We start from the raw sequence: 17,972 nt of genomic DNA, 5'->3' as shown, positions 1-17,972 counted from the left end.
CACTCTGATGAAAACCATTCTCGTCGTCGACGACGCCCCCATGATCCGGGAACTGCTCAAGTCGGTTCTCGAGGCCGAAGGTTTTAAGGTGATCGAGGCCGCGGACGGCGAAGAGGCCATCCACATCTGCCAGGACACCCCCATCGACCTGTCCATCATCGACATCTTCCTGCCCAAAAAGGGCGGGCTCCAGGTCATGGGAGAGCTGATCAAGGCCGACAGCGCCAACAAGTTCATCGCCATCTCCGGCGGCGAGGCCTTCAACCCCGAAGCCATCGTCGAACTCGCCAAGGTCTACGACGTGGTCGACACCTTCACCAAGCCCATCGACACGCGCCGCCTCGTCGAAGTCGTCCGCACCGCCCTGGCCGATTAGCCCGCGAAGAGCATCATCCAAAGAGCCGAGCGGCCGCACATGCGCGGCCGCTCGGCTCTTTTTGGGTGCCTCTCGCGGGACAAAAAAAGCCCCCGTCCCTTTGGGATCGGGGGCTTTCTTTATTACGTGTCGACCGCGCCGTTATCGCCTCAGGTTGGACGAGATGGCGACCAGGTCGCGGCGGGTTTCCTCGGGCAGGTTGCGGTAGGGTTGCATGACCGTGCCGGGGTAGCCGTCGGTGATGACCTGGAGGGACCGTTCGGGTTCCAGGGAGAACCGGCTGAGGTCCGGGGGCGCGGGGTGCAGGGTGAGGCCGAACGGAGAGGGTTGTCCGGTCGCGCCGTGGCAGGTGGCGCAGGTGTTTTTCCAGAGGTCGCGGGCCTGTTGGCCGACCGCGCGCTTGGGCACGGTGGTCGGGCCGAACATGGTGAAGGTGCTGCCCAACTGGTCGAGCAGGGAGTCGATCTTGTCTTTGTCGAACACGGTGAAGTAGGGCATGCCCGAGCCGGGCCATCCGGCCAGGAGGATCTGGCGCACGTAGTCGCGGTCCGCGCGCACGGCGGCGATGTCTTCGGCGCGGATGAGCAGCCGGGTGGCCGCCGGGCCGTCGCCCAGTCCGCCCACGCCGTGGCAGGGCTGGCAGCTCCTGGCGTAGATGGTCGGGCCGTTGTCGTAGACCGTGGCGAGCTTGAGGCGGAAGGTGTCCAGGGCCGGCTTCTGGAATTGGCCGAGGTCGGCGGATTCCCGGGCCAGGGCGGTGCGGGCCTGCCGGTGCAGGGGCATGAGGGTGGCGTCCTGCAGGGACTGGCGGGCGGCAAGCATGGACACGAAGACGACCGGCAGCAGCAGGAGCAGGGCGCGCCCGCCCCGGAGGGAGCCGTCGGTCAGGGTCATGACCGGTGCCGGGCGCAGGGTCCAGGCCATGGCCATGGCCGCCACGGACCCGAGGGTCACGGCAGCCAGCACGGTCCAGTTGAACACGTTGGCCACGGTGAACAGCAGGGGCACGCCGATGGCGACCTGGAAGAGGACGCCGCCGAACAGCCAGGCGCGCAGTCGGGCGCGTTTTTCCGTGTCCTGCCCTGCGGAGAAGAACAGGTGGAAGGCCGCGCCAAAGACGATGGCCGCGCCGAGCACGTGCAGGTAGCGGAAGAGCCAGTGCGGCAGGTAGACGGAGCCGGGCGCCATGACCTTGGCCGCGAAGCCGGTCCACTCGCCGGGCCGTTCCATGAGCGACAGGGCCCCGGTGAAGATGGCCGGGACCGTGAGCAGCGCGCCCAGGCCGATGGCGCCGCTGATAAACGGCAGCCAGGGCCGGGAGAGCATCTTGTGCTCGAACAGCTCAATGGCCAGGAAGGCGAGGATGAGCAGCGGGATGACAGACAGCCAGGTGAAGGCCTGCAGGCCTGTGGCCGTGAAGAAACCCAGGGAGTAGATGACCTGGATGATCAGCAGCGGGCCCACGCCCAGGACCACGGCCAGGCTCTTGAGGCCGAGGTGGGATTTGACCATGCGTTGGTTCCAGCCCATCTCCACCCGGTTGCCGGAGCAGCAGTCGCGCAGAAAGTAGACGAAGCCGAGCATGGCCGTGCCGAGCATGAGCAGGACGAAGAGCAGGTGCAGGCCGAAGGTCACGAAGAGCAGGATGCGCAGCCACATCTCGGGCAGCGGCAGTGCGAGGAAGAGGTCTTTCCAGGGTGCCATCACTTGACCTCCCCTTGGAGTTGCGGCCGTGGCAGGGTGTTTTTGTTGGCCATGGAATAGAGGTAGGTGGACATGGTCAGCCGCTCCTCCTCGGAGCCGTTGAACGGGGTCATGAACGGGACCATGCTCTCGGTGATGGAGGTGATGGCGTTGACGCTCTCCAGGGTCCGGCCCTGCAGGCGCACGGTGATGTCGTTGATGCCGCCGATGGTGTGGCAGACCCCGCAGTTGGCGTCGAACAGGGCGCGGCCCGACTGGGCGGCCGGGGCCTTGTCCGTAGTGGCGTTGACCCAGTCCAGGGTGGCCAGCAGCGGACGGCCCTGCTGCACGGCGGCCTCCTGGCGGACCATGCGCGTCTGGTTGGCGTACATGTAGCCGGGCAGGAGGTAGGGGCCGCGCACGAATTCGCGGACCCGCTCGAACTCGGCGACCATGCCCACGGCCAGGATCAGGGCGGGCAGGAACAGGAGCATGGCGGTCCGGCGTTGCTTGAGCAGCCCGGCGGCCGCGGCCAGTGCCAGGCAGGCCACGGCCACGCCGTTGAGCACGGGCAGCAGGTTCGGCTCCTGGGACCAGACCGAAGTGGCCACCGCGAACTTCCAGTGGGTCAGGTAGGTCTGGGGGATGCGGGAGAAGTAGATCCAGGCGAACACGGCGGTGGAGGCCATGGCCGCGAGCATGACCAGGCCGGTCAGGCGCAGCACCCGGCCGCGATCCCTGGCCGCGCCCTTGAACCGCCAGCCGGTCCAGCCGAGGATGAGCAGCGCGCCCAAAGCGATGCCCGCCGAGATGCGCAGCATGAACTGGGGCACGAAGGTCGGGTTGAAGTAGGCCTGGGTGAAGGTCCCGCCCTGGGGCCAGCCGTCCGGGGTGAGCATGAACCCGAGGATGCCGGAGATGAGCACGGCGGAGCTCAGGGCCACGGCCACGTAGCCCCAGCCGAGCGCCATGAGCAGGCGCGGCCTGCGCTGGGCCAGGCGGTCCCAGAGGAAGTAGTAGATCAGCAGGAGGACGACCTCGGTGGTGAAGGCCCACCACTCGATGAACCACGGCCAGAAGAAGAGGTGGATGAGCGAGCCGATGCCCTCGGGGGCGAGGATGCCGGTGATGAACCAGATGCCCACGCCGGTCACCGCGCCCACCGAGGTGGTCACGATGACCACCGGCTTGAGCAGGGTGCGCGCGGTCTCCTCCCAGAAGCTGCCGTGGCCCGTGGCCCCCAGGTTCTGGAAGATGACGATGAGGATGGTCATGCCGATGGCCACGCCGTGGCTGATGAGCACGTGGAGCACGGCGTCCAGGGCGATGGTCATGCCGTCGCCGAGCACGGGAACGTGGATCAGGGGGAAGGTCATTGCTTGGCCTCCCCGGGGAGCGGGATGACGCGCTCGATCTTGTTCGGATGGGTGGCCACGAACTTCGGGCGCGGTTGCGCCTTGGCGAATGCGGCCACGTCCAGGGCCTGCTCCTGGGTCAGGCTCGGGCTGGACTTGGGCATGAACCGCCAGGCGAAGACCGAGAAGGTCCGGATGCGGTCCATCCCGGCCCCGTCGTTGTAGGCCCCATCGCCCCACAGGGGCGGCGCAATGGGCGTGCCGTGCCCGTCCTCGCCGTGGCAGCGCGAGCAGACGTCCGCGAAGACCTTCTTGCCCGCGGCGGCGTCGGGCTTGTGGTCGTTCTCCAGGTGATGGGCCAGGATCGCCCACGGCGGGTTGGAGTAGATGGGAATGCCCTTGGATATCCATTGGTAATAGACCAGCAGGGACTGCATGATCTGGCTGTCCGGGGCCGGGGCCTTGCCGTTCATGCTGCGCTCGAAACACCCCTGGGTGCGCAGGGCCAGGTCGGCCGTGTACTCGCGGCGGGCCCGGTAGAGCGGATACTTGGCGGCCACGCCCACCAGGGAGATGGTGTCCTTGCTCCGCCCGCCGTCGAAATGGCAGTTGGTGCAGGCCATGTCGTTGCCCACGTACTCAGGCGCGTATTTCTTGGTCTCGGTCATGATCTTGTAGCCGAGCAGGATCATGGGCCGGATCTTTTCGGGCGCGTCTTCGAGGGCCGGCGGGTTGAAGACCGGCTCGAGCGGCGCGGGGGCCTGTGCGGCGGCCGCGCCGGTGCCGGTTCCGACAACGGCCGGAGCGGCCGTGCGCGGCATGGGCGCGGACCACTGGAAGAAGAACACCAGCCACGCGCCGAAGATAAGCAACAATACCAACAGGGTCAGTGAAAAAAAGAGTTTTGCCTGGTTCATGGGTTCTCCGTTTGAGCAGACTGGGACTTCATCGTGACGGGCTCCAACACCGGCGGCCCGAGGGAACGCCGGACCCATCCTATGCGATATTTATGTACTTGTTCAACCGTCAATGCGGGTTTCGTGAAACCGTGCTCCTTCGAACGCGCCGCGTCAACGGCCTCGCGGTCCGCGCACGGCCGCTTTCCGGGCCCAACCTTTTCTGGACATTTTCGAGACTTTTGGTCTACGGATGGGCCAAGGTCGGGGCTGCAATTCGTCAGCGGGAGCGGGAAGCATGTCGCAAGCATCATTCGAGAACATCTGCATATTCCACATCCTGGACGGCCTTCGGGAAGGGCTGTCCCACTTTTCGCCGCCGAGCCGCGTGGCCGTGGTCTACGCCATGGGCCGGGGCGAACCGCCGCGCATCTGCGACCCGCAGGGGCTGCTCGAAGGGCACGAGCCCAAGCTCCAGGACTATTTCCTCTATTCGAGCCGCTGGCGGGGCGAGGACGCCCAGATCGAGAGGCTGCGCATCCTCAGCCAGGAGGAGGTCGGGCTGGACCTGGCCGGGCTGATCACCCTGGGCGCGCGGTCCGATTCCGTGAGCTACCAGATGTGGTTCACCGAGGAGCATCCGGACATGTGTTCGCTCGGCCCCACGCGGAGCTGGCTGGAATACGCGGCCGAGCTGCTCTCCCAGCATTTCGCCATCGGCAACGTCATGGGACTGGACACCGCCGGGTTCATGCTCCAGCACTGCGCGGTCCACGCCATCCGCGACTTCATCGTGGACGAGCGTTCGCGCCTGGGATGGCTGGACACCCATATCCGGGTCTACCCGTTCCTGGACGCGATCCTGGGCGTGTCGGCCACCAAGGAGGAAGGCGCGTCGCCCCGGGGGCGCATCGTGGTGGTGGAGCCCAACCAGCTGGACCAGGTCCGTTTCATCTGCCGCTTCCCGGAAAACGAACAGCCCCAGACCGCGAATTTCAAGCACGTGCGCAAGCTGCTGCAAGCCGTGGAGGACTCGGGCCGGGTCCTGGTCTCCAACGGCACCTCGGTGCTGGGCATCGCCATCGGCCCCATGCCCGGCGCGTACCTGGCGGCCCAGTTTTCGGGCTCCTACGGCTTTTTATGGATCCGCGACCAGCTCGTATGCAGCTTCTCGGACGGGCGCTTCCACTCCTCCAACCTGCGGGCCAACCTGGTCCAGCTGGAGGAGCAGATGCTGGAGTCGGACATGAGCATGGAAAAGCAGAACGCCCTGTTCAAGATCGCCTCGACCATGGTCAACCGGGTGCGCGACCGCAAGCACGGCTGCACCCTGGTGGTGGATATGGCCCGCGAGCCCATGACCATGTCCGGCCAGCACCTGGAGGAACCGCTGGACCTGACCCGGTCCAGCGAGCTCAAGCTGGCCTGCTCCCTGGCCAAGCTGGACGGGGCCGTACACATCGGCCGGGACCTCAAGCTGCACGGCTTCGCCTGCCTCATGGACGGACGCAGCGTGCCCGGCGAGAACCGGGCGCGCGGGGCGCGCTTCAACTCCGCCCTGCGCTTCACGGCCGAGCACCGGGACCTGGTGGTCGTGGTCGTGTCCGCCGACCGCCCCGTGTCCATCATCAAGGACGGGGTGGAGCTGACCGCGCTCTGCCATTTCCAGCACATCTGCGGCTTGCGGCGCCCGCCGCTTTTGGCCGAGTGGGTCATGAGCTAGCCGGTCCGGGCTTCGTGCATGCGCGCCGACTGGATGTCCGACCCCCTGTTCTGGGCCCTGGCCCTGCCCGCCCTGGCCGTGTCCGGGCTGCTCTTCCAGATGGTCCTCTCCCTGTTCAGCTGCTGCGCGGCCTTCAGGTTCCGGGGCCGCTCCGTGCAGCTCAAGTGGTGGATGATCCCGGCCGCTTCGGTTTTGTCCGGGCTGTTGTGGCTCCTGGCCGCGCTGTACGCCGCGTTCCTCGCCTGATCCTTTCATCCTTTGATAATCATTACGGTTGTCGCTGTAACAGAAAATCCTCTCAGATGTAACGCGAGCGTTACGCCGCTGTAACAAATCGGGTCGCCAAAAACGTGCCCGCAGGTAGTCTGCCCCCTTCAATCATACGCATTCGAGCGGCCCGGCGGCGCCGCAAGAGGGGGGATAATGCGACTCAGCGTGAAGATGATTCTGTTCTGCCTGCTGGTGGGGATCGTGCCCTTGGCGGGCATGGCGGGTTACAGTTTGCACAACGCCTCGGTGAGCCTGAAGGAGCAGTCCTTCAGCAAGCTGGTCTCGCTCCAGGAGGCCAAGTCCCATGAACTGGACACCCTGACTGAACTGTGGAACCGGGACATCACCATGTATTCCGAGGCCAAGTACGTGTACAGCGCCCTGGTCCGGCTCCGGGACATCATCTTCTACGCGGCCCAGCCCGGCCAGCCCATGGACCTGGCCAACGAGGACTACGCCCACGCCCTGAAGCGAGTCGATCCGGACTTCACCCCGTGGATCAAGGTGCGCGGCTACGCCGACGCCCTGATCCTGGACGACACCGGGCGCATCGTCTTTTCCGCAGCCAGGGGCAAGGAGCTGGGCGAGGACATCGCCAAAGGGCCGCTGGCCAAGAGCCAGCTCCTTAACGCCTGGAAGCGGGCCCTCAAGGGCGAGACCGTGTTCGTCGACTTCGCCCCGTACGGGCCGCTGAACGGCCAGCCCTGCGCCTTCATCGCCGCGCCCATCCGGCGCTACGGCGAGGGCATTGAGGGCGTGGCCATGCTGCGCATTCCCATCGAATCCGTGAACACGGTCATGCACACCAGGGCGGGCATGGGCGAGACCGGCGAGGCCTACCTGGTGGGCCCCGACGGGCTCATGCGCTCCGACCTTCACTCCGATCCCGATGGCCACAGCGTCGTCGCCTCCTTCGCCGACCCGCAGACCGGGGCCATGCGCTCCGAGCCCGCCCGGCGGGCCCTGGAGGGCCAGAGCGGCCGCATGGACAGCGTGGACTACCGGGGCCGCGAGGTCCTGGCCGCCTATTCCCCGGTCAAGGTGGGCGACACCTCCTGGGGGCTGGTGGCCAAGATCGATTCGTCCGAGGCCCTGGACCCGGTGCGCAAGCTCAAGGAGGCGGCCATGGTCGTGGGCGGCGGGTCCGTGGCGGGCATCGTCCTGATCACCTTGTTTTTCCTGCGCCTTGTCCTGCTCAAGCCCCTCAAGGAACTGCGCGTCTACGCGGGCCGGGTGGCCGAGGGCGACCTGGCGGCCAAGCCCCAGGGCCGGTTCAAGGGCGAGCTCGGCGAGGTCACCGAGGCCATCGAACGGATGGTCCACAACCTGGGCGAAAAGATGGAGGAGGCCGAGGAGGCCTCGCGCCTGGCCCAGACGCGCGCCGCCGAGGCCGAGGCCGCCGCAGCCCGGGCCGAGGGCGAACGGAGGGCGCGCACGGACGCGGCCCGCGCCCAGCGCGAGGGCATGCTCCAGGCCGCGGGCATGCTCGAGACCGTGGTCTCGGGCATGCGCGAGGCGTCGGCCACGGTGAACCAGGAGTCCGACCGGATCATGGAGGGGGCCAACAGCCTGAGCACCCGCGTGGAGACCACGGCGGCCTCCATGGAGGAGCTGGCCGGGTCCATCCGCGAGGTGGCCGAGAACGCCGAGACCGCGTCCCGCGACGCGGGCAACGCCCGGCAGCGCGCCCAGGAGGGATCCGAGGTGGTCCGGCGCACCGTGGAATCCATCGGTGACGTGCACACCATCACCGAGCAGCTGCGCGAGCAGGTCGCCAACCTCGGGGCCAAGGCCGACTCCATCGGCAAGGTCATGAACGTCATTTCCGACATTGCGGACCAGACCAACCTGTTGGCCCTGAACGCGGCCATCGAGGCGGCCCGCGCGGGCGAGGCCGGGCGAGGCTTCGCCGTGGTCGCGGACGAGGTCCGCAAGCTGGCCGAGAAGACCATGGACGCCACCCGCGAGGTGGGCGGGTCCATCGCGGCCATCCAGACCGACGTGCGCGAGAACATCAAGGGCATGGACCAGGCCGCCGACCAGGTGGATGTGGCCAACCGGCTGGCCGGGGAATCGGGCCAGGCCCTGAACGAGATCATGGAATTCTTCGAGACCGTCACCCGCCAGGTGGAGGCCATCGCGGCGGCGTCCACCCAGCAGTCCCACACGGGCGAGGAGATCAACCGGGCCGTGAGCGAGGTGGACGCCGTGTCCACCCAGACCGCCGAGGCCGTGTCCCAGACCGGCGGGGCCATCGGCGAGCTGACCGGCCAGATCGAGACCCTGTCCAAGCTCTACGGGCTGTTCATGCTCCTGGGCGAGGGCGTGGTCCAGAAGCAGGTGGAGTCCCTGGCCAAGGCCCCGGACCTGATCAACGGCAATGCGGCCAGACAGCTCAACCTGCTCACGCGGGTGGTCCGGGACAACCCCAGCCTGGAGATGGCCTGGATCATCGACCCGCGCGGCGTGCAGGTCACGGAGTTCGCCATGGCCCACGGCAAGGCGGACGCGTCCCGGGGCGGGCCGGGCACCAGCTGGGCCGACCGCGACTGGTTCCGCGAGCCCGTGCGAACGGGTGAGAGTTTCATCTCGAATATTTATTATTCCAAGGTGATCGACGACTACTGCCTGACAGTGGCCACGCCGGTGAAGAACCGCGAGGGGAGCCTCGTGTCCGTCCTGGCCGTGGATGTCCGCCACGCGGGCTAGGCGACACGGACCCGTCGGCCAATCGCCACGAACCGGTCAAGAACCGATCGCGGCCGGGGACTAGTCTTCCCACTGAACCCCGCGCCGCAGGCGCAAAATGGGGTGCAGGGGTGTGAGTCCCTGCCCGCCGACCAATCCGCAGAACAGCGAATTGGGACGCTGCGGTCTTACCGCAACGCCCCGAAGGGGCGAGTCCCATGGAGGGGGCGAATCAAGGGGAAATCACCTGACAATGCCGCACAGCGGCCTTCCCTCCCCGATTTCCTCTCCGGAAAATCAACGCGGGAGAGCGAACATGATCTGGTTCCAGGACAAGACCTATACGCATGAATTCTTTGCCGCCGGGTTGAGCGATCTGTGCCGGTTGGCCCGGACGACCAAGCGCGGCATGACCGCGGTGGCGGGCTTCGCGTTGCTGGCCATGGCCGTGGCCCAGGCGTCCGTCATCTACGCCCTGTAGCGGCGGCGCAGGAGCACGATCAGGGCGGCCGCTGTGGCCAGTCCGAAGGCCCAGGCCAGGCCCGTGACCGGCAGGATCGGGCGTTCCTCCACCTTTCCGGCGGGCGGGTTGATCAACTCGGCCTTGTCCGGCGCCTTGAGCCCGTACCGGGCCAGGGCCGTGCCGTCGAAGCGCAGCACCGGTTTGGTGGGCGTGGGCAGCATCTCGCGCACGTCCTCGCCCCCAAGGATACGGAGGGCCACTCGGGCCGCGTCCGCCCCCACGTTCTTGGCCGGAATCATCCACCCCCCGACCGCCCCGGACCCGAAGACCGCGTCGCTGGCCAGATAGACCGGCGAGGCCGCGCGTTCCCGGATCAGGGTGGCCAGCTCCTCGTCCGAGACGGGGTTGCCGTCCCGGTCCTCGGAAAACCCCAGGAACAGGACCGCGCCCGTGGAGGGCACGCTGGCCAGGGTGTCGCCCAGACCGTGGAGATCGAGCCCCCGGTCGTCGCCCGCCTCGAAGCCGGGAAACATGATCTGCGCCCGGTCGAGGTAGGGGCGCATGGCCTGGTTGACCCGTTCCATGAGCCGGGCCGAGCCGGGCGAACGGTCGGTTATGGCCACCACCAGCCGGGTGTCGGGCCGCATGGCGAAGATGAGGTCCACGTTCTCGCGCACGGCGCTGGTCGTGGACAACCCCGTGCAGTTGCCGCACTCGGCCAGCTCGGCGGGGTCGGGCCGGGCCATGGCGCAGAAGATCAGCGGCGCGTCCGGAAACAGGTTGGCATACTTGCGGGCAAAGGCGAAGGCCACGGGCCCCTCGGCGACCACCGCCTCGGGCGCGTCCCCGGCCAGGGCCTCAGACAGTTGCCTGTAGACGTCGTCGTAGGCGTCCTCGTCCGTGCCGTTCGCCTTGAGAAAGGCCTGACGCACGGAGGCCGCGCTGCCGAGCCCCTCGATGAGGCCCGAGGCCAGCCGCTGGTTCCAGGGCGTGGGACCGGACCCGGAATGGAGCAGGAGGACCTCGGCGGCCAGGACCGGTCCGCAGAGGGACAGTACCCAGGCCAGGGCGAATACGGGGACTAATCGGAAGTGTGTAACACGTTCTTTTAACAAATGATTCTCCATCGGCGGTTGTCGATAACCGTCGATGTGGAGCCGCTATTTCGGGGCCGTGCAGACCCGGTTGCGGCCCGAGTTCTTGGCCTGGTACAGGGCGGCGTCCGCAGCCCCGATCAGCTCCCCGGCGGACCAGCCGACCTTCAGGCGCGCCACGCCCACGGACACGGTGAAGTTGATGGGCGTGTCCGCCAGCTGGCCGTTGGTCCGGACGCGAAAGTCGTAGTTCTCCACGTCGGCCCGCAGGGCCTCGGCCTTGACCGCCGCCCGGTTCAGGTCCATGTCCTGCATGACCACGATCAGTTCCTCGCCGCCGTAGCGGGCCGCGAAGCCGTCGTACTGGATGGCGTGGGTGGTGACTATCCCGGCCAGGGCGCGGAGCACGTCGTCGCCCGCCTGGTGGCCGTAGGTGTCGTTGACGTTCTTGAAGTGGTCCACGTCGATCATCATCAGGGACAGGGGCGTGCCCGAGCGGGCGAACTCCTCCACCGCCGCCTTGAGGTGGGCCTCCAGGGAGCGGCGGTTGTGCAGTTCGGTGAGCAGGGGGTCGAAGTCGGCGGTCATGCGGAAATGCTCGGCCTTGGCGTTGAGCAGCCGCGCCTCCTCCCGGAACTCCTCTATGAGCTCCTGGAACATGCCGCGCACCCGGGACAGGATGTGGGATTTCTGGCTGCCCTCCTGGATGACCCCCACGGTCTCCTCCTGGAAGGTGTTCAGGCGGTGGTCCTGGCGCTCGTTGGCTCCGTGCATGGTCCCGATCATCTCGTTCATCTCGCTGATGAGCAGACCGGCCGTGCGCTTCTCCTGGGTCAGGGCCTCCTCCATCTCCAGGGCCCCGATGGTCTGCAGCAGATACCCGTCGAGCAGGGCCAGGACCGTCTCCAGCCGCTCCTCGGAGAAGTCGTTCTCCATGAGATGCTCGCAGACCTCGAACTGGATCTCGGATTTCTTGTCGTCGGAATAGATGGTCAGTCTGGGAAGCAGGTTGCGGACGAACAGGATGACGGCCATCCAGTCCCCCTCGCGGGGGTTGTCGTTCGCATGCAGGCTTCTGTAGAAGCGGTCGATCTCGTTGGCAGTTTTGGACATCGTGGAGGTTTCCCGGTGTGATGGACTCTGGAAATACCCGGACTTGCCGTTGTTCGGGTAAAAGCGCCGCCTTTCCGGTTTGATAGCACCGGTTGACGACCTGATTCAAGAGGAAAGGGGTAGGGATGGGCATAAAAAAGTGCGCCTTGCCGGGTTTCCCGGCGGGCATCAGGGCCAGACATTTCAAAATTGCATTTTATGACGGCCTGGTGCGTGGTTCTTTTGGCGCACGGTGCTCTTTCTGTGAGCGGGGCGACTCCATTCGCCACATGTGTTTTCGAAGAAATCGGTGTCTATTTCCTCCCATCCTCCGTCTGCGTCCTTTCATAAGCCTCTTTCGAGGTCCCCTGCCGTTGATTAAAATATACGCCCCCACGAAATCGTGCGCAAGGGTGCGGGCCGCAGAAACCGTCACGTTGAACGCAACCTTCGGTCAGGCCTGGAGATAAAAATGCTTTTTTTTCGGAAGGGGGTCCGGGTCACCGGGCAGAGACAGACAAAAAAGAGAAGGTCCAATTATGACAATATATTGTGCCCGTGAACAAAAGGCAAGCACAAAGACGGACAGGCCCGTTTTCAGGCCTGCCCGAACCGTTTTCGCGGAGGGAAATTCCGAGCCTAGTCGTCTTCGAAGGGATCGCTGATCAGGTCCAGGACCTTGGCGTGGTCCAGGCGGTGCGCGTCCGACCCCTGAGCGGCCAGGTCGAGGCTCAGCGGGCCCAGGCTCTGCTCGGCCTCGGCCGCTTCGCGACGGCCCAGGTTCCGTGTCACGGCCGCCATGGCGTCATCCAGGCCTTCTGCGGCCCGGGCTTTGAGTTGCTCTATGCGTTCACGGGCGGCTCCGACAACGTCGGTCCGGGTCGAAACAGGTTGGATAGCAGGCATTTTCGTCTCCTTCTTGTTGGCTGCCACAACAAAAAGCAAAACCCGTGCTCCAATAAAAATATCCTTTTATCCCGAATTGTTGGATGTCGTCGTATCGCGCGAAGCGGCAGGTTTTGCCGCCCACTGGACCGGGACCAGGAACAGGGTCAGGACAATGAGCCCGAAAAACAGGCCGTAGGCCACCCCGAACCAGACCGGGTCGAAATAGTGAAAGAGCACGCGCCCCAGCCAGTACCCCACGAAGGAGGCAGGCGCATCGCCGCCCTCGCCCGCCGCGCGCCGCAGGGCCGCCTCCCAGACGGTCAGGGGGCAGAGTTTCCCGGCCACGGTCTCGGCCAGAACAACGCCCATCAGCCCCGCATGGGACCAGCGGAACCACGGGTTGCGCACGAACCGCCAACCGGCCGCCGCACCGATCCAGATGACCGGCAATCCCAAAGCGAGAAAGGCTGCAATGCCGAAGTGGACGACCAGGACCGCATCCGCCCAGAAGGCCGGGGTCCCGTCCGTCACCCGCACCGCCCCGGCAGGCCGCGCAGGAACCGGCGCAGCCCCTCGGCGTATCCCGAAGTGGTCATGAACCCGCAGTTGTGGTCGCCGGACAGGGCCCAGAACAGCTTGGGGCCGGCATACCCCTCGTACAGCGTCCGCCCCATGGCATAGGGCACCAGGTCGTCCTCCGGGCTGTGCAGGAACAGGACGGGCACCCGTACCCCGCGCAGCGCGCGCACGCTGTCGTACCGGTGCCGCACCAGCCAGCGGACCGGCAGCCACGGATAGCGCGCCGCGCCCATGTCCGTGACCGACGTGAACGTGGACTCCATGATCAGCCCGCCCGGGTCCGTGCCCGCCTCCACCAGATCGGCGGCCAGCCGCGCTGCCACGCCCCCGCCCAGGCTGCGCCCGAACAGGACCACCCGTCCCGGCTCGATGCCCTTCTCGCCCACCAGCCAGTCCCAGACCGCCCGAGCGTCGCCGCGCGTGGCCTTCTCCGATGGCCGCCCTTTGCTGCGCCCGTAGCCCGAATAGTCGAAGGACAGCACCGACAGCCCGAGATCGTGAAATATCCTGTACGTCTCCATCAGATAGGAGACGTTGCCCCCGTTGCCGTGGCACAACAGCAACACCCGGTCCGCCCCCTCGCACGGCAGCCACCAGCCGTGAATGCGCGTGCCCTGCCCGGTGGTCAGCCACACGTCCTCATACGCAAGCCCCGCCTGGTCCGGAGTCCCGGCCAGCTCCCGCCTCGGGCAATAGACCAGCCCGCGCTGGGTGATGAACACCCAGGCCGCCAGGGCCGCGTACACCACGCCCGCGCCGCCCGCTATCTTCAATACCGTCCACATATCCGGACCATACACCCGGCCGCCCGGTTTTGCACCCTTTCCATTTCCCGCCCCTTGTTCTATTTTGCCCCCATGGATATCGCAGGCATCATCCTGGCCGGGGGGCTCGGCACCCGCATGGGCCACGTCAAGAAGGCGTTCCTGACCATCAACGGCCAGACCATCCTCGACCGCCTCATCAACGTCTACCGCCCCCTGTTCCCCGAGATCCTGATCGCCGCGCGCAACAAAAACGACTACAAGGCGTATGACTATCCGGTCGCCGAAGACCGGTTCGAGGCCCGCTCGTCCCTGACCGGCATCCACGCGGGCCTGAGCGCCATGCGCGCCCCGCATGGGTTCATGGCCGCCTGCGACGGCCCGTTCCTCCAGCCCGGCCTGGTCCGGGCGCTCCTCGATCAGGCCGACCCGGCGTACGACGTCATCATCCCCCTCAAAGAGGACGGCTACGTCGAACCCCTCTGCGCCATCTACTCCAAGCGCTGCATCCCCCCCATCGAGGCCCAACTCGAACAGGAAAACTACCGCATCATCGGCTTCTTCGACCAGGTCCGCGTCAAGGAAGTCCCGGTCTCCCTGCTCCAACAAGGCGACCCCCACCACGTCTCCTTCTTCAACGTCAATTCCCCGGACGACCTCCGCCAGGCCGAACACCTGGCCACCGAACTCGGCATCTAGGCCGGGGGAAGAATGCCTCCGGCGGCTGGGGCGCTGCCCCAGACCCCGCCAGGGAACCTTTTGGAAAAAGGTTCCCTGGACCCTCCCAAACTTTTTGTGTGCCTTCGGCAGGGGCGTGCGGACGCGGGGTGGTGGATTGTTGCGCGGCTGGGCGGTGTCCCGAAGTGTTCGCGCCGGACGTCCATGGGCCTCGGAGGGCCGCCCGGCGCGAACCCTTCGGGACGGTAACCAACGCCGCAGGCAGGATGCCGGACGCGGCGAATCGGTATTACGGCGTTTTCGGACGACGCCGAAGAGGTGTTCTTAACGGGTCTTCTCCTTCCCCAAAGAAAACCCCGCGATTTCGGATGGAAAAAACGGCGTGCCCCTTCACGAGAAGAGGCACGCCGTCCCACCCGTTTTTTCTATCCGAAATCGCCAACCGGCACGGCGGAAGGCGTCCCCGTCTCGTCCTTCCGTCGCCGCACGACTCTCGCGAAGCGACACAAGAAGTTTAGGAGAGTCCAGAGAACCCTTTTCAAAGGGTTCTTTGGCAGGTCCAGGACAGCGTCCTGGTCTCCCCGAAGGGGCCGCCGGAGGCTTCCCCTCACTCACCTTTCCGTTACAGCGCAATCCCCACAGCTCTACAAGGCGAGGCTTCGCCGTCGGCTATTTTCAGGGGCAGGCAGCAGAAGATGAAGCTTTCGCTGGGCAGGTCGCCGAGGTGGGTGAGGTTTTCGACGATGGCGAGGCCGTGGTCGAAGAGGATGCGGTGTGCGGGCAGGTCATGGGAATCCACGGGGTCGGGCGACGGGGTATCGAGGCCGACGCCCTTGAGGCCGAGTCCGGCCAGGAAGCGGGCGGCGGTCGGGGTCAGGGTGGGGAAATCCCGGTAGTAACGGTCGGTATCCCAGTACTGGTCCCAACCGGTGCGCAGCAGGGCGAAGTCCAGGCTGTCGATGTCGGCCAGGGCGGCGAGATCAGGCTGGTCGATGAACGGGGTGGTCAGCGCCGTGAGGTCGAGGACCGCGCCCCAGCCGGTGAAGTTGTCCGGGCCGAGCCCGTCCAGGGCGGGCGCTTCGACGAACAGGTGCGCGGCCGCGTCCACGTGCGTCCCGATGTGGGTGGACAGGGTCAGGGCCGTCTCGGCGAACCCGTGTTTCTTGATGAAATGGGTACGGCGAACAAAGGGCGCCTCGTCGCCCGGATAGACCGGCATGCCGGTGCGGATGGTATGGCTGAGATCAATGGTCTGCATGGCTTCCCTCCGTCAGATATTGTACATGCTCAGGTTGGGCCGCTTGACGAGTTGCAGGTCAGGTTGGATGTGCTTTTGTATTACCTCCCGTATTTCATCCATGTTCCTGGCCTTGAGAAACCAGGATTGCAGGGAGTGCCCGAACAGGAAGTTGGCCGCGAAATAGATGGTGAACAACCGGTAGCGCTTGAGCGCGCGCACCGGGTCGAAGTGGCGGTCCAGGGCGTCGGCCAGGCGCAGGGCGTAGCCGCGGAAGCAGGTCTCGGGCGGGGTGTAGGGAGAGGTCCATTCGGCGAACAGCCAGGGACGGGCGATGGCCATGCGGCCCACCGAGACCCCGGCGCAGTTTGTCGTTTCGAGCATGTCGAGGCAGTCGGCGGGGGTGACCACGTCGCCGTTGCCGAAGACCGGGATGGAGACCGCGTCCGCCACGGCCTTGATGTGGCTGCGGACCGGCGGCCGGGTGCGCTTGTCCGGGGCCATGCGCGGGTGGAAGACCAGGCAGTCCGCGCCCGCGTCCTCGAACCGGCGGGCGAGTTGCACGGCGGGCTCGATGTCCGGGGTCCAGCCGGTGCGGAACTTGATGAACAGGGGGATGGAGATGGCCTTGCGCACGGCTTCGACCACGCGCACGGCCTGGTCCGGGTCCTTGAGCAGGGCCGCGCCCGCGTTCTTCTTGACGATGCCGGAGACCGAGCAGCCCATGTTGATGTCGAAGCCGAAGAAGCCGCAGTCCTGCACGCGCCGGGCGGCCGGGACCATCTGCTCCGGGGTGGCCCCCGCCACCTGGCAGACCAGGCGGGGCAGCTCGGCCTCGCGCCAGCGGAAGACCGGCGAGACCAGCGGGCTCTCGGTGGGCACGCTCTTGGCCCCGCACATCTCGGTGAACATCAGCCCGCACCCGCCGTAGCCGTCGAGCACCTCGCGGAAGGCCACGTTGCCGAGCCCAGCCAGGGGCGCAAGCCAGAGGCGGTTGGCCACGGTCTTGGAGCCGATGGTCAGCGGTTGGTCGAGGCGGGCGGCCAGGGCCTGCCTGCGGGTGTCGTCGAGCGGTTGCATACCGGCCGAATCTGCCCGGATTTGAATCCCTGTCAAGTTGCTTTTTTATACCTCTCGACTGTTTTTCCCTGACATTCTTCAACGAAACCGGGGTTTGCGAAAAACCCATGCTAGGTTTTGCGCACCCGGCCCGGAGGTCTTGCACGCGGCCCGGGGACGGAGGCGAACGGTTCGCCTTCCGGCCCCGGACACCCGCCAGGCGGACGCAGTTCGGATACCCGGCCTGTCACAACCGCAACGGACAAGGAGAAACCGATGTCCACGACTGTCAGCAATGCCTTTGTCTCCCAGTATGTCGAGATGGTCCACCAGGCCTATCAGGCCCAGGGCTCCAAGATGCGCCAGACCGTCCGCCTCCAGACCGAGGTGGAGGGCTCCAAGTGCATCTTCCAGAAGGTCGGCAAGGGCGCGGCCGGGAAGAAGACCCGCCACGGCAACGTGCCGCTCATGAACCTCAACCATTCCAACGTGTCCTGCACCCTGTCCGACTGGTACGCCGCCGAGTACATCGACAAGCTCGACGAGCTCAAGGACAAGAGCGACGAGAAACAGGTGGCCGCCAACGCCGGCGCCTGGGCGCTCGGCCGCAAGATCGACGAGTTGATCATCACCAAGCTCGAAGGGGCCACCAACGTGGTCGCCGAGGCGGCCACCGGCCTGACCAAGGACAAGATCCTCCAGGCCTTCGGCACCCTGAACGCCAACGACGTGCCGGATGACGGCCACCGCTTCGCCGTGGTCGGCCCGCACCAGTGGAACGAGCTCCTGAACATCCAGGAGTTCAAGTCCAGCGACTACGCGGGCGAGCAGTACGCCTGGCTCAAGGGCACCGAGTCCCGCACCTGGCTGGGCATCACCTGGATGTTCCACACCGGCCTGCCGCTGGACGAGGCGGGCATGCGCAAGTGCTACATCTACCACCGCAACGCCGCGGGCCTGGCCGAGGGCCAGAAGGTCCAGGCGTTCGTGGACTGGGTGCCGGAAAAGGCCGCCCACCTGGTGGACCATATGCTCTCGGCCGGGGCCTGCCTCATCGACCCGGACGGCGTGGTCCAGATCCAGTGCGACGACGACGCCGCCATCGCCTAGGACCGCAACCGACCACA

Annotated in this window: 17 protein-coding genes; 7 read left to right on the top strand and 10 right to left on the bottom strand. The window is 66.4% G+C overall.

From position 1 onward, the window contains the following. The first annotated feature begins 7 nt into the window (after positions 1 to 7). Complete coding sequence (locus AB6M95_RS10285; RefSeq protein WP_371386655.1) at positions 8 to 376, top strand: response regulator; 369 nt, start codon at positions 8 to 10, stop codon at positions 374 to 376. 141 nt (positions 377 to 517) lie between these two features. Here AB6M95_RS10285 and AB6M95_RS10280 read toward each other — a convergent pair whose 3' ends face one another. Genes AB6M95_RS10280 through AB6M95_RS10270 form a run of 3 tightly spaced genes read right to left on the bottom strand, consistent with a single transcriptional unit; the run spans position 518 to position 4,331 of the window. Then, positions 518 to 2,080 (bottom strand): c-type cytochrome, encoded by a 1,563-nt coding sequence (locus AB6M95_RS10280; RefSeq protein ID WP_371386654.1) that lies wholly within the window; start codon positions 2,078 to 2,080, stop codon positions 518 to 520. Beyond that, positions 2,080 to 3,435 (bottom strand): cytochrome ubiquinol oxidase subunit I, encoded by a 1,356-nt coding sequence (locus tag AB6M95_RS10275; protein ID WP_371386653.1) that lies wholly within the window; start codon positions 3,433 to 3,435, stop codon positions 2,080 to 2,082. Before AB6M95_RS10275 ends, AB6M95_RS10280 begins: the two co-directional genes overlap by 1 nt. Further along, a complete protein-coding gene (locus AB6M95_RS10270; protein WP_371386652.1) occupies positions 3,432 to 4,331 on the bottom strand; it encodes a c-type cytochrome in 900 nt (299 codons plus the stop codon). Before AB6M95_RS10270 ends, AB6M95_RS10275 begins: the two co-directional genes overlap by 4 nt. A 277-nt stretch (positions 4,332 to 4,608) precedes the next feature. On the opposite strand from AB6M95_RS10270, the gene AB6M95_RS10265 reads away from it, so the two are divergent. From AB6M95_RS10265 to AB6M95_RS10250, 4 genes are all read left to right on the top strand, one after another. Further along, positions 4,609 to 6,033, top strand: coding sequence for a DNA integrity scanning protein DisA nucleotide-binding domain protein (locus AB6M95_RS10265; RefSeq protein WP_371386651.1), 1,425 nt, complete (start codon positions 4,609 to 4,611; stop codon positions 6,031 to 6,033). Positions 6,034 to 6,051: 18 nt separating this feature from the next. Further along, the gene (locus AB6M95_RS10260) at positions 6,052 to 6,279 is read left to right on the top strand and encodes a competence protein ComEC (RefSeq protein WP_371386650.1); all 228 of its coding nucleotides are present in this window, start codon (positions 6,052 to 6,054) and stop codon (positions 6,277 to 6,279) included. 177 nt (positions 6,280 to 6,456) lie between these two features. After that, positions 6,457 to 9,012, top strand: a complete 2,556-nt coding sequence (locus AB6M95_RS10255; protein WP_371386649.1) for a methyl-accepting chemotaxis protein — start codon at positions 6,457 to 6,459, stop codon at positions 9,010 to 9,012. A 295-nt stretch (positions 9,013 to 9,307) separates the two neighbouring features. Next, on the top strand, positions 9,308 to 9,472 hold the full coding sequence (locus AB6M95_RS10250) for a hypothetical protein (protein ID WP_371386648.1): 165 nt from the start codon (positions 9,308 to 9,310) through the stop codon (positions 9,470 to 9,472). On the opposite strand, the gene AB6M95_RS10245 is transcribed toward AB6M95_RS10250, so the two are convergent. From AB6M95_RS10245 to AB6M95_RS10225, 5 genes are all read right to left on the bottom strand, one after another. Continuing rightward, positions 9,460 to 10,569 carry an ABC transporter substrate-binding protein gene (locus AB6M95_RS10245; RefSeq protein WP_371386647.1) on the bottom strand — a complete coding sequence of 370 codons (1,110 nt, stop codon included), beginning with the start codon at positions 10,567 to 10,569 and terminating at the stop codon, positions 9,460 to 9,462. The two genes, AB6M95_RS10250 and AB6M95_RS10245, sit on opposite strands and share 13 nt — an antisense overlap. A gap of 45 nt (positions 10,570 to 10,614) precedes the next feature. Further along, complete coding sequence (locus tag AB6M95_RS10240; RefSeq protein ID WP_371386646.1) at positions 10,615 to 11,661, bottom strand: GGDEF domain-containing protein; 1,047 nt, start codon at positions 11,659 to 11,661, stop codon at positions 10,615 to 10,617. A 618-nt stretch (positions 11,662 to 12,279) separates the two neighbouring features. Continuing rightward, positions 12,280 to 12,546: a hypothetical protein gene (locus tag AB6M95_RS10235; RefSeq protein WP_371386645.1), complete on the bottom strand. Its 267-nt coding sequence runs from the start codon at positions 12,544 to 12,546 to the stop codon at positions 12,280 to 12,282. Between the two features lie 66 nt (positions 12,547 to 12,612). After that, complete coding sequence (locus AB6M95_RS10230; RefSeq protein ID WP_371386644.1) at positions 12,613 to 13,059, bottom strand: DUF2784 domain-containing protein; 447 nt, start codon at positions 13,057 to 13,059, stop codon at positions 12,613 to 12,615. Continuing rightward, positions 13,056 to 13,892: an alpha/beta hydrolase gene (locus AB6M95_RS10225; RefSeq protein WP_371386643.1), complete on the bottom strand. Its 837-nt coding sequence runs from the start codon at positions 13,890 to 13,892 to the stop codon at positions 13,056 to 13,058. Before AB6M95_RS10225 ends, AB6M95_RS10230 begins: the two co-directional genes overlap by 4 nt. Positions 13,893 to 13,964: 72 nt before the next feature. Between AB6M95_RS10225 and mobA the strand changes: the two genes are divergently transcribed. Continuing rightward, positions 13,965 to 14,570: a molybdenum cofactor guanylyltransferase gene (mobA, locus tag AB6M95_RS10220; RefSeq protein ID WP_371386642.1), complete on the top strand. Its 606-nt coding sequence runs from the start codon at positions 13,965 to 13,967 to the stop codon at positions 14,568 to 14,570. Positions 14,571 to 15,171: 601 nt separating this feature from the next. Here the strand turns inward: mobA and AB6M95_RS10215 are convergent. Both AB6M95_RS10215 and AB6M95_RS10210 read right to left on the bottom strand, forming a co-directional pair. Further along, on the bottom strand, positions 15,172 to 15,807 hold the full coding sequence (locus tag AB6M95_RS10215; protein WP_371386641.1) for a cyclase family protein: 636 nt from the start codon (positions 15,805 to 15,807) through the stop codon (positions 15,172 to 15,174). 12 nt (positions 15,808 to 15,819) lie between these two features. After that, the gene (locus AB6M95_RS10210) at positions 15,820 to 16,866 is read right to left on the bottom strand and encodes a tRNA dihydrouridine synthase (protein WP_371386640.1); all 1,047 of its coding nucleotides are present in this window, start codon (positions 16,864 to 16,866) and stop codon (positions 15,820 to 15,822) included. 255 nt (positions 16,867 to 17,121) lie between these two features. On the opposite strand from AB6M95_RS10210, the gene AB6M95_RS10205 reads away from it, so the two are divergent. Then, complete coding sequence (locus tag AB6M95_RS10205) at positions 17,122 to 17,955, top strand: phage capsid protein (protein ID WP_371386639.1); 834 nt, start codon at positions 17,122 to 17,124, stop codon at positions 17,953 to 17,955. The last annotated feature ends 17 nt before the right edge of the window (positions 17,956 to 17,972 follow it).

Origin of the sequence: Pseudodesulfovibrio karagichevae, assembly GCF_041414475.1 — a bacterium.
Taxonomy (GTDB): domain Bacteria; phylum Desulfobacterota; class Desulfovibrionia; order Desulfovibrionales; family Desulfovibrionaceae; genus Pseudodesulfovibrio; species Pseudodesulfovibrio karagichevae.
This window is presented reverse-complemented; position numbering and strand designations above follow the sequence as displayed.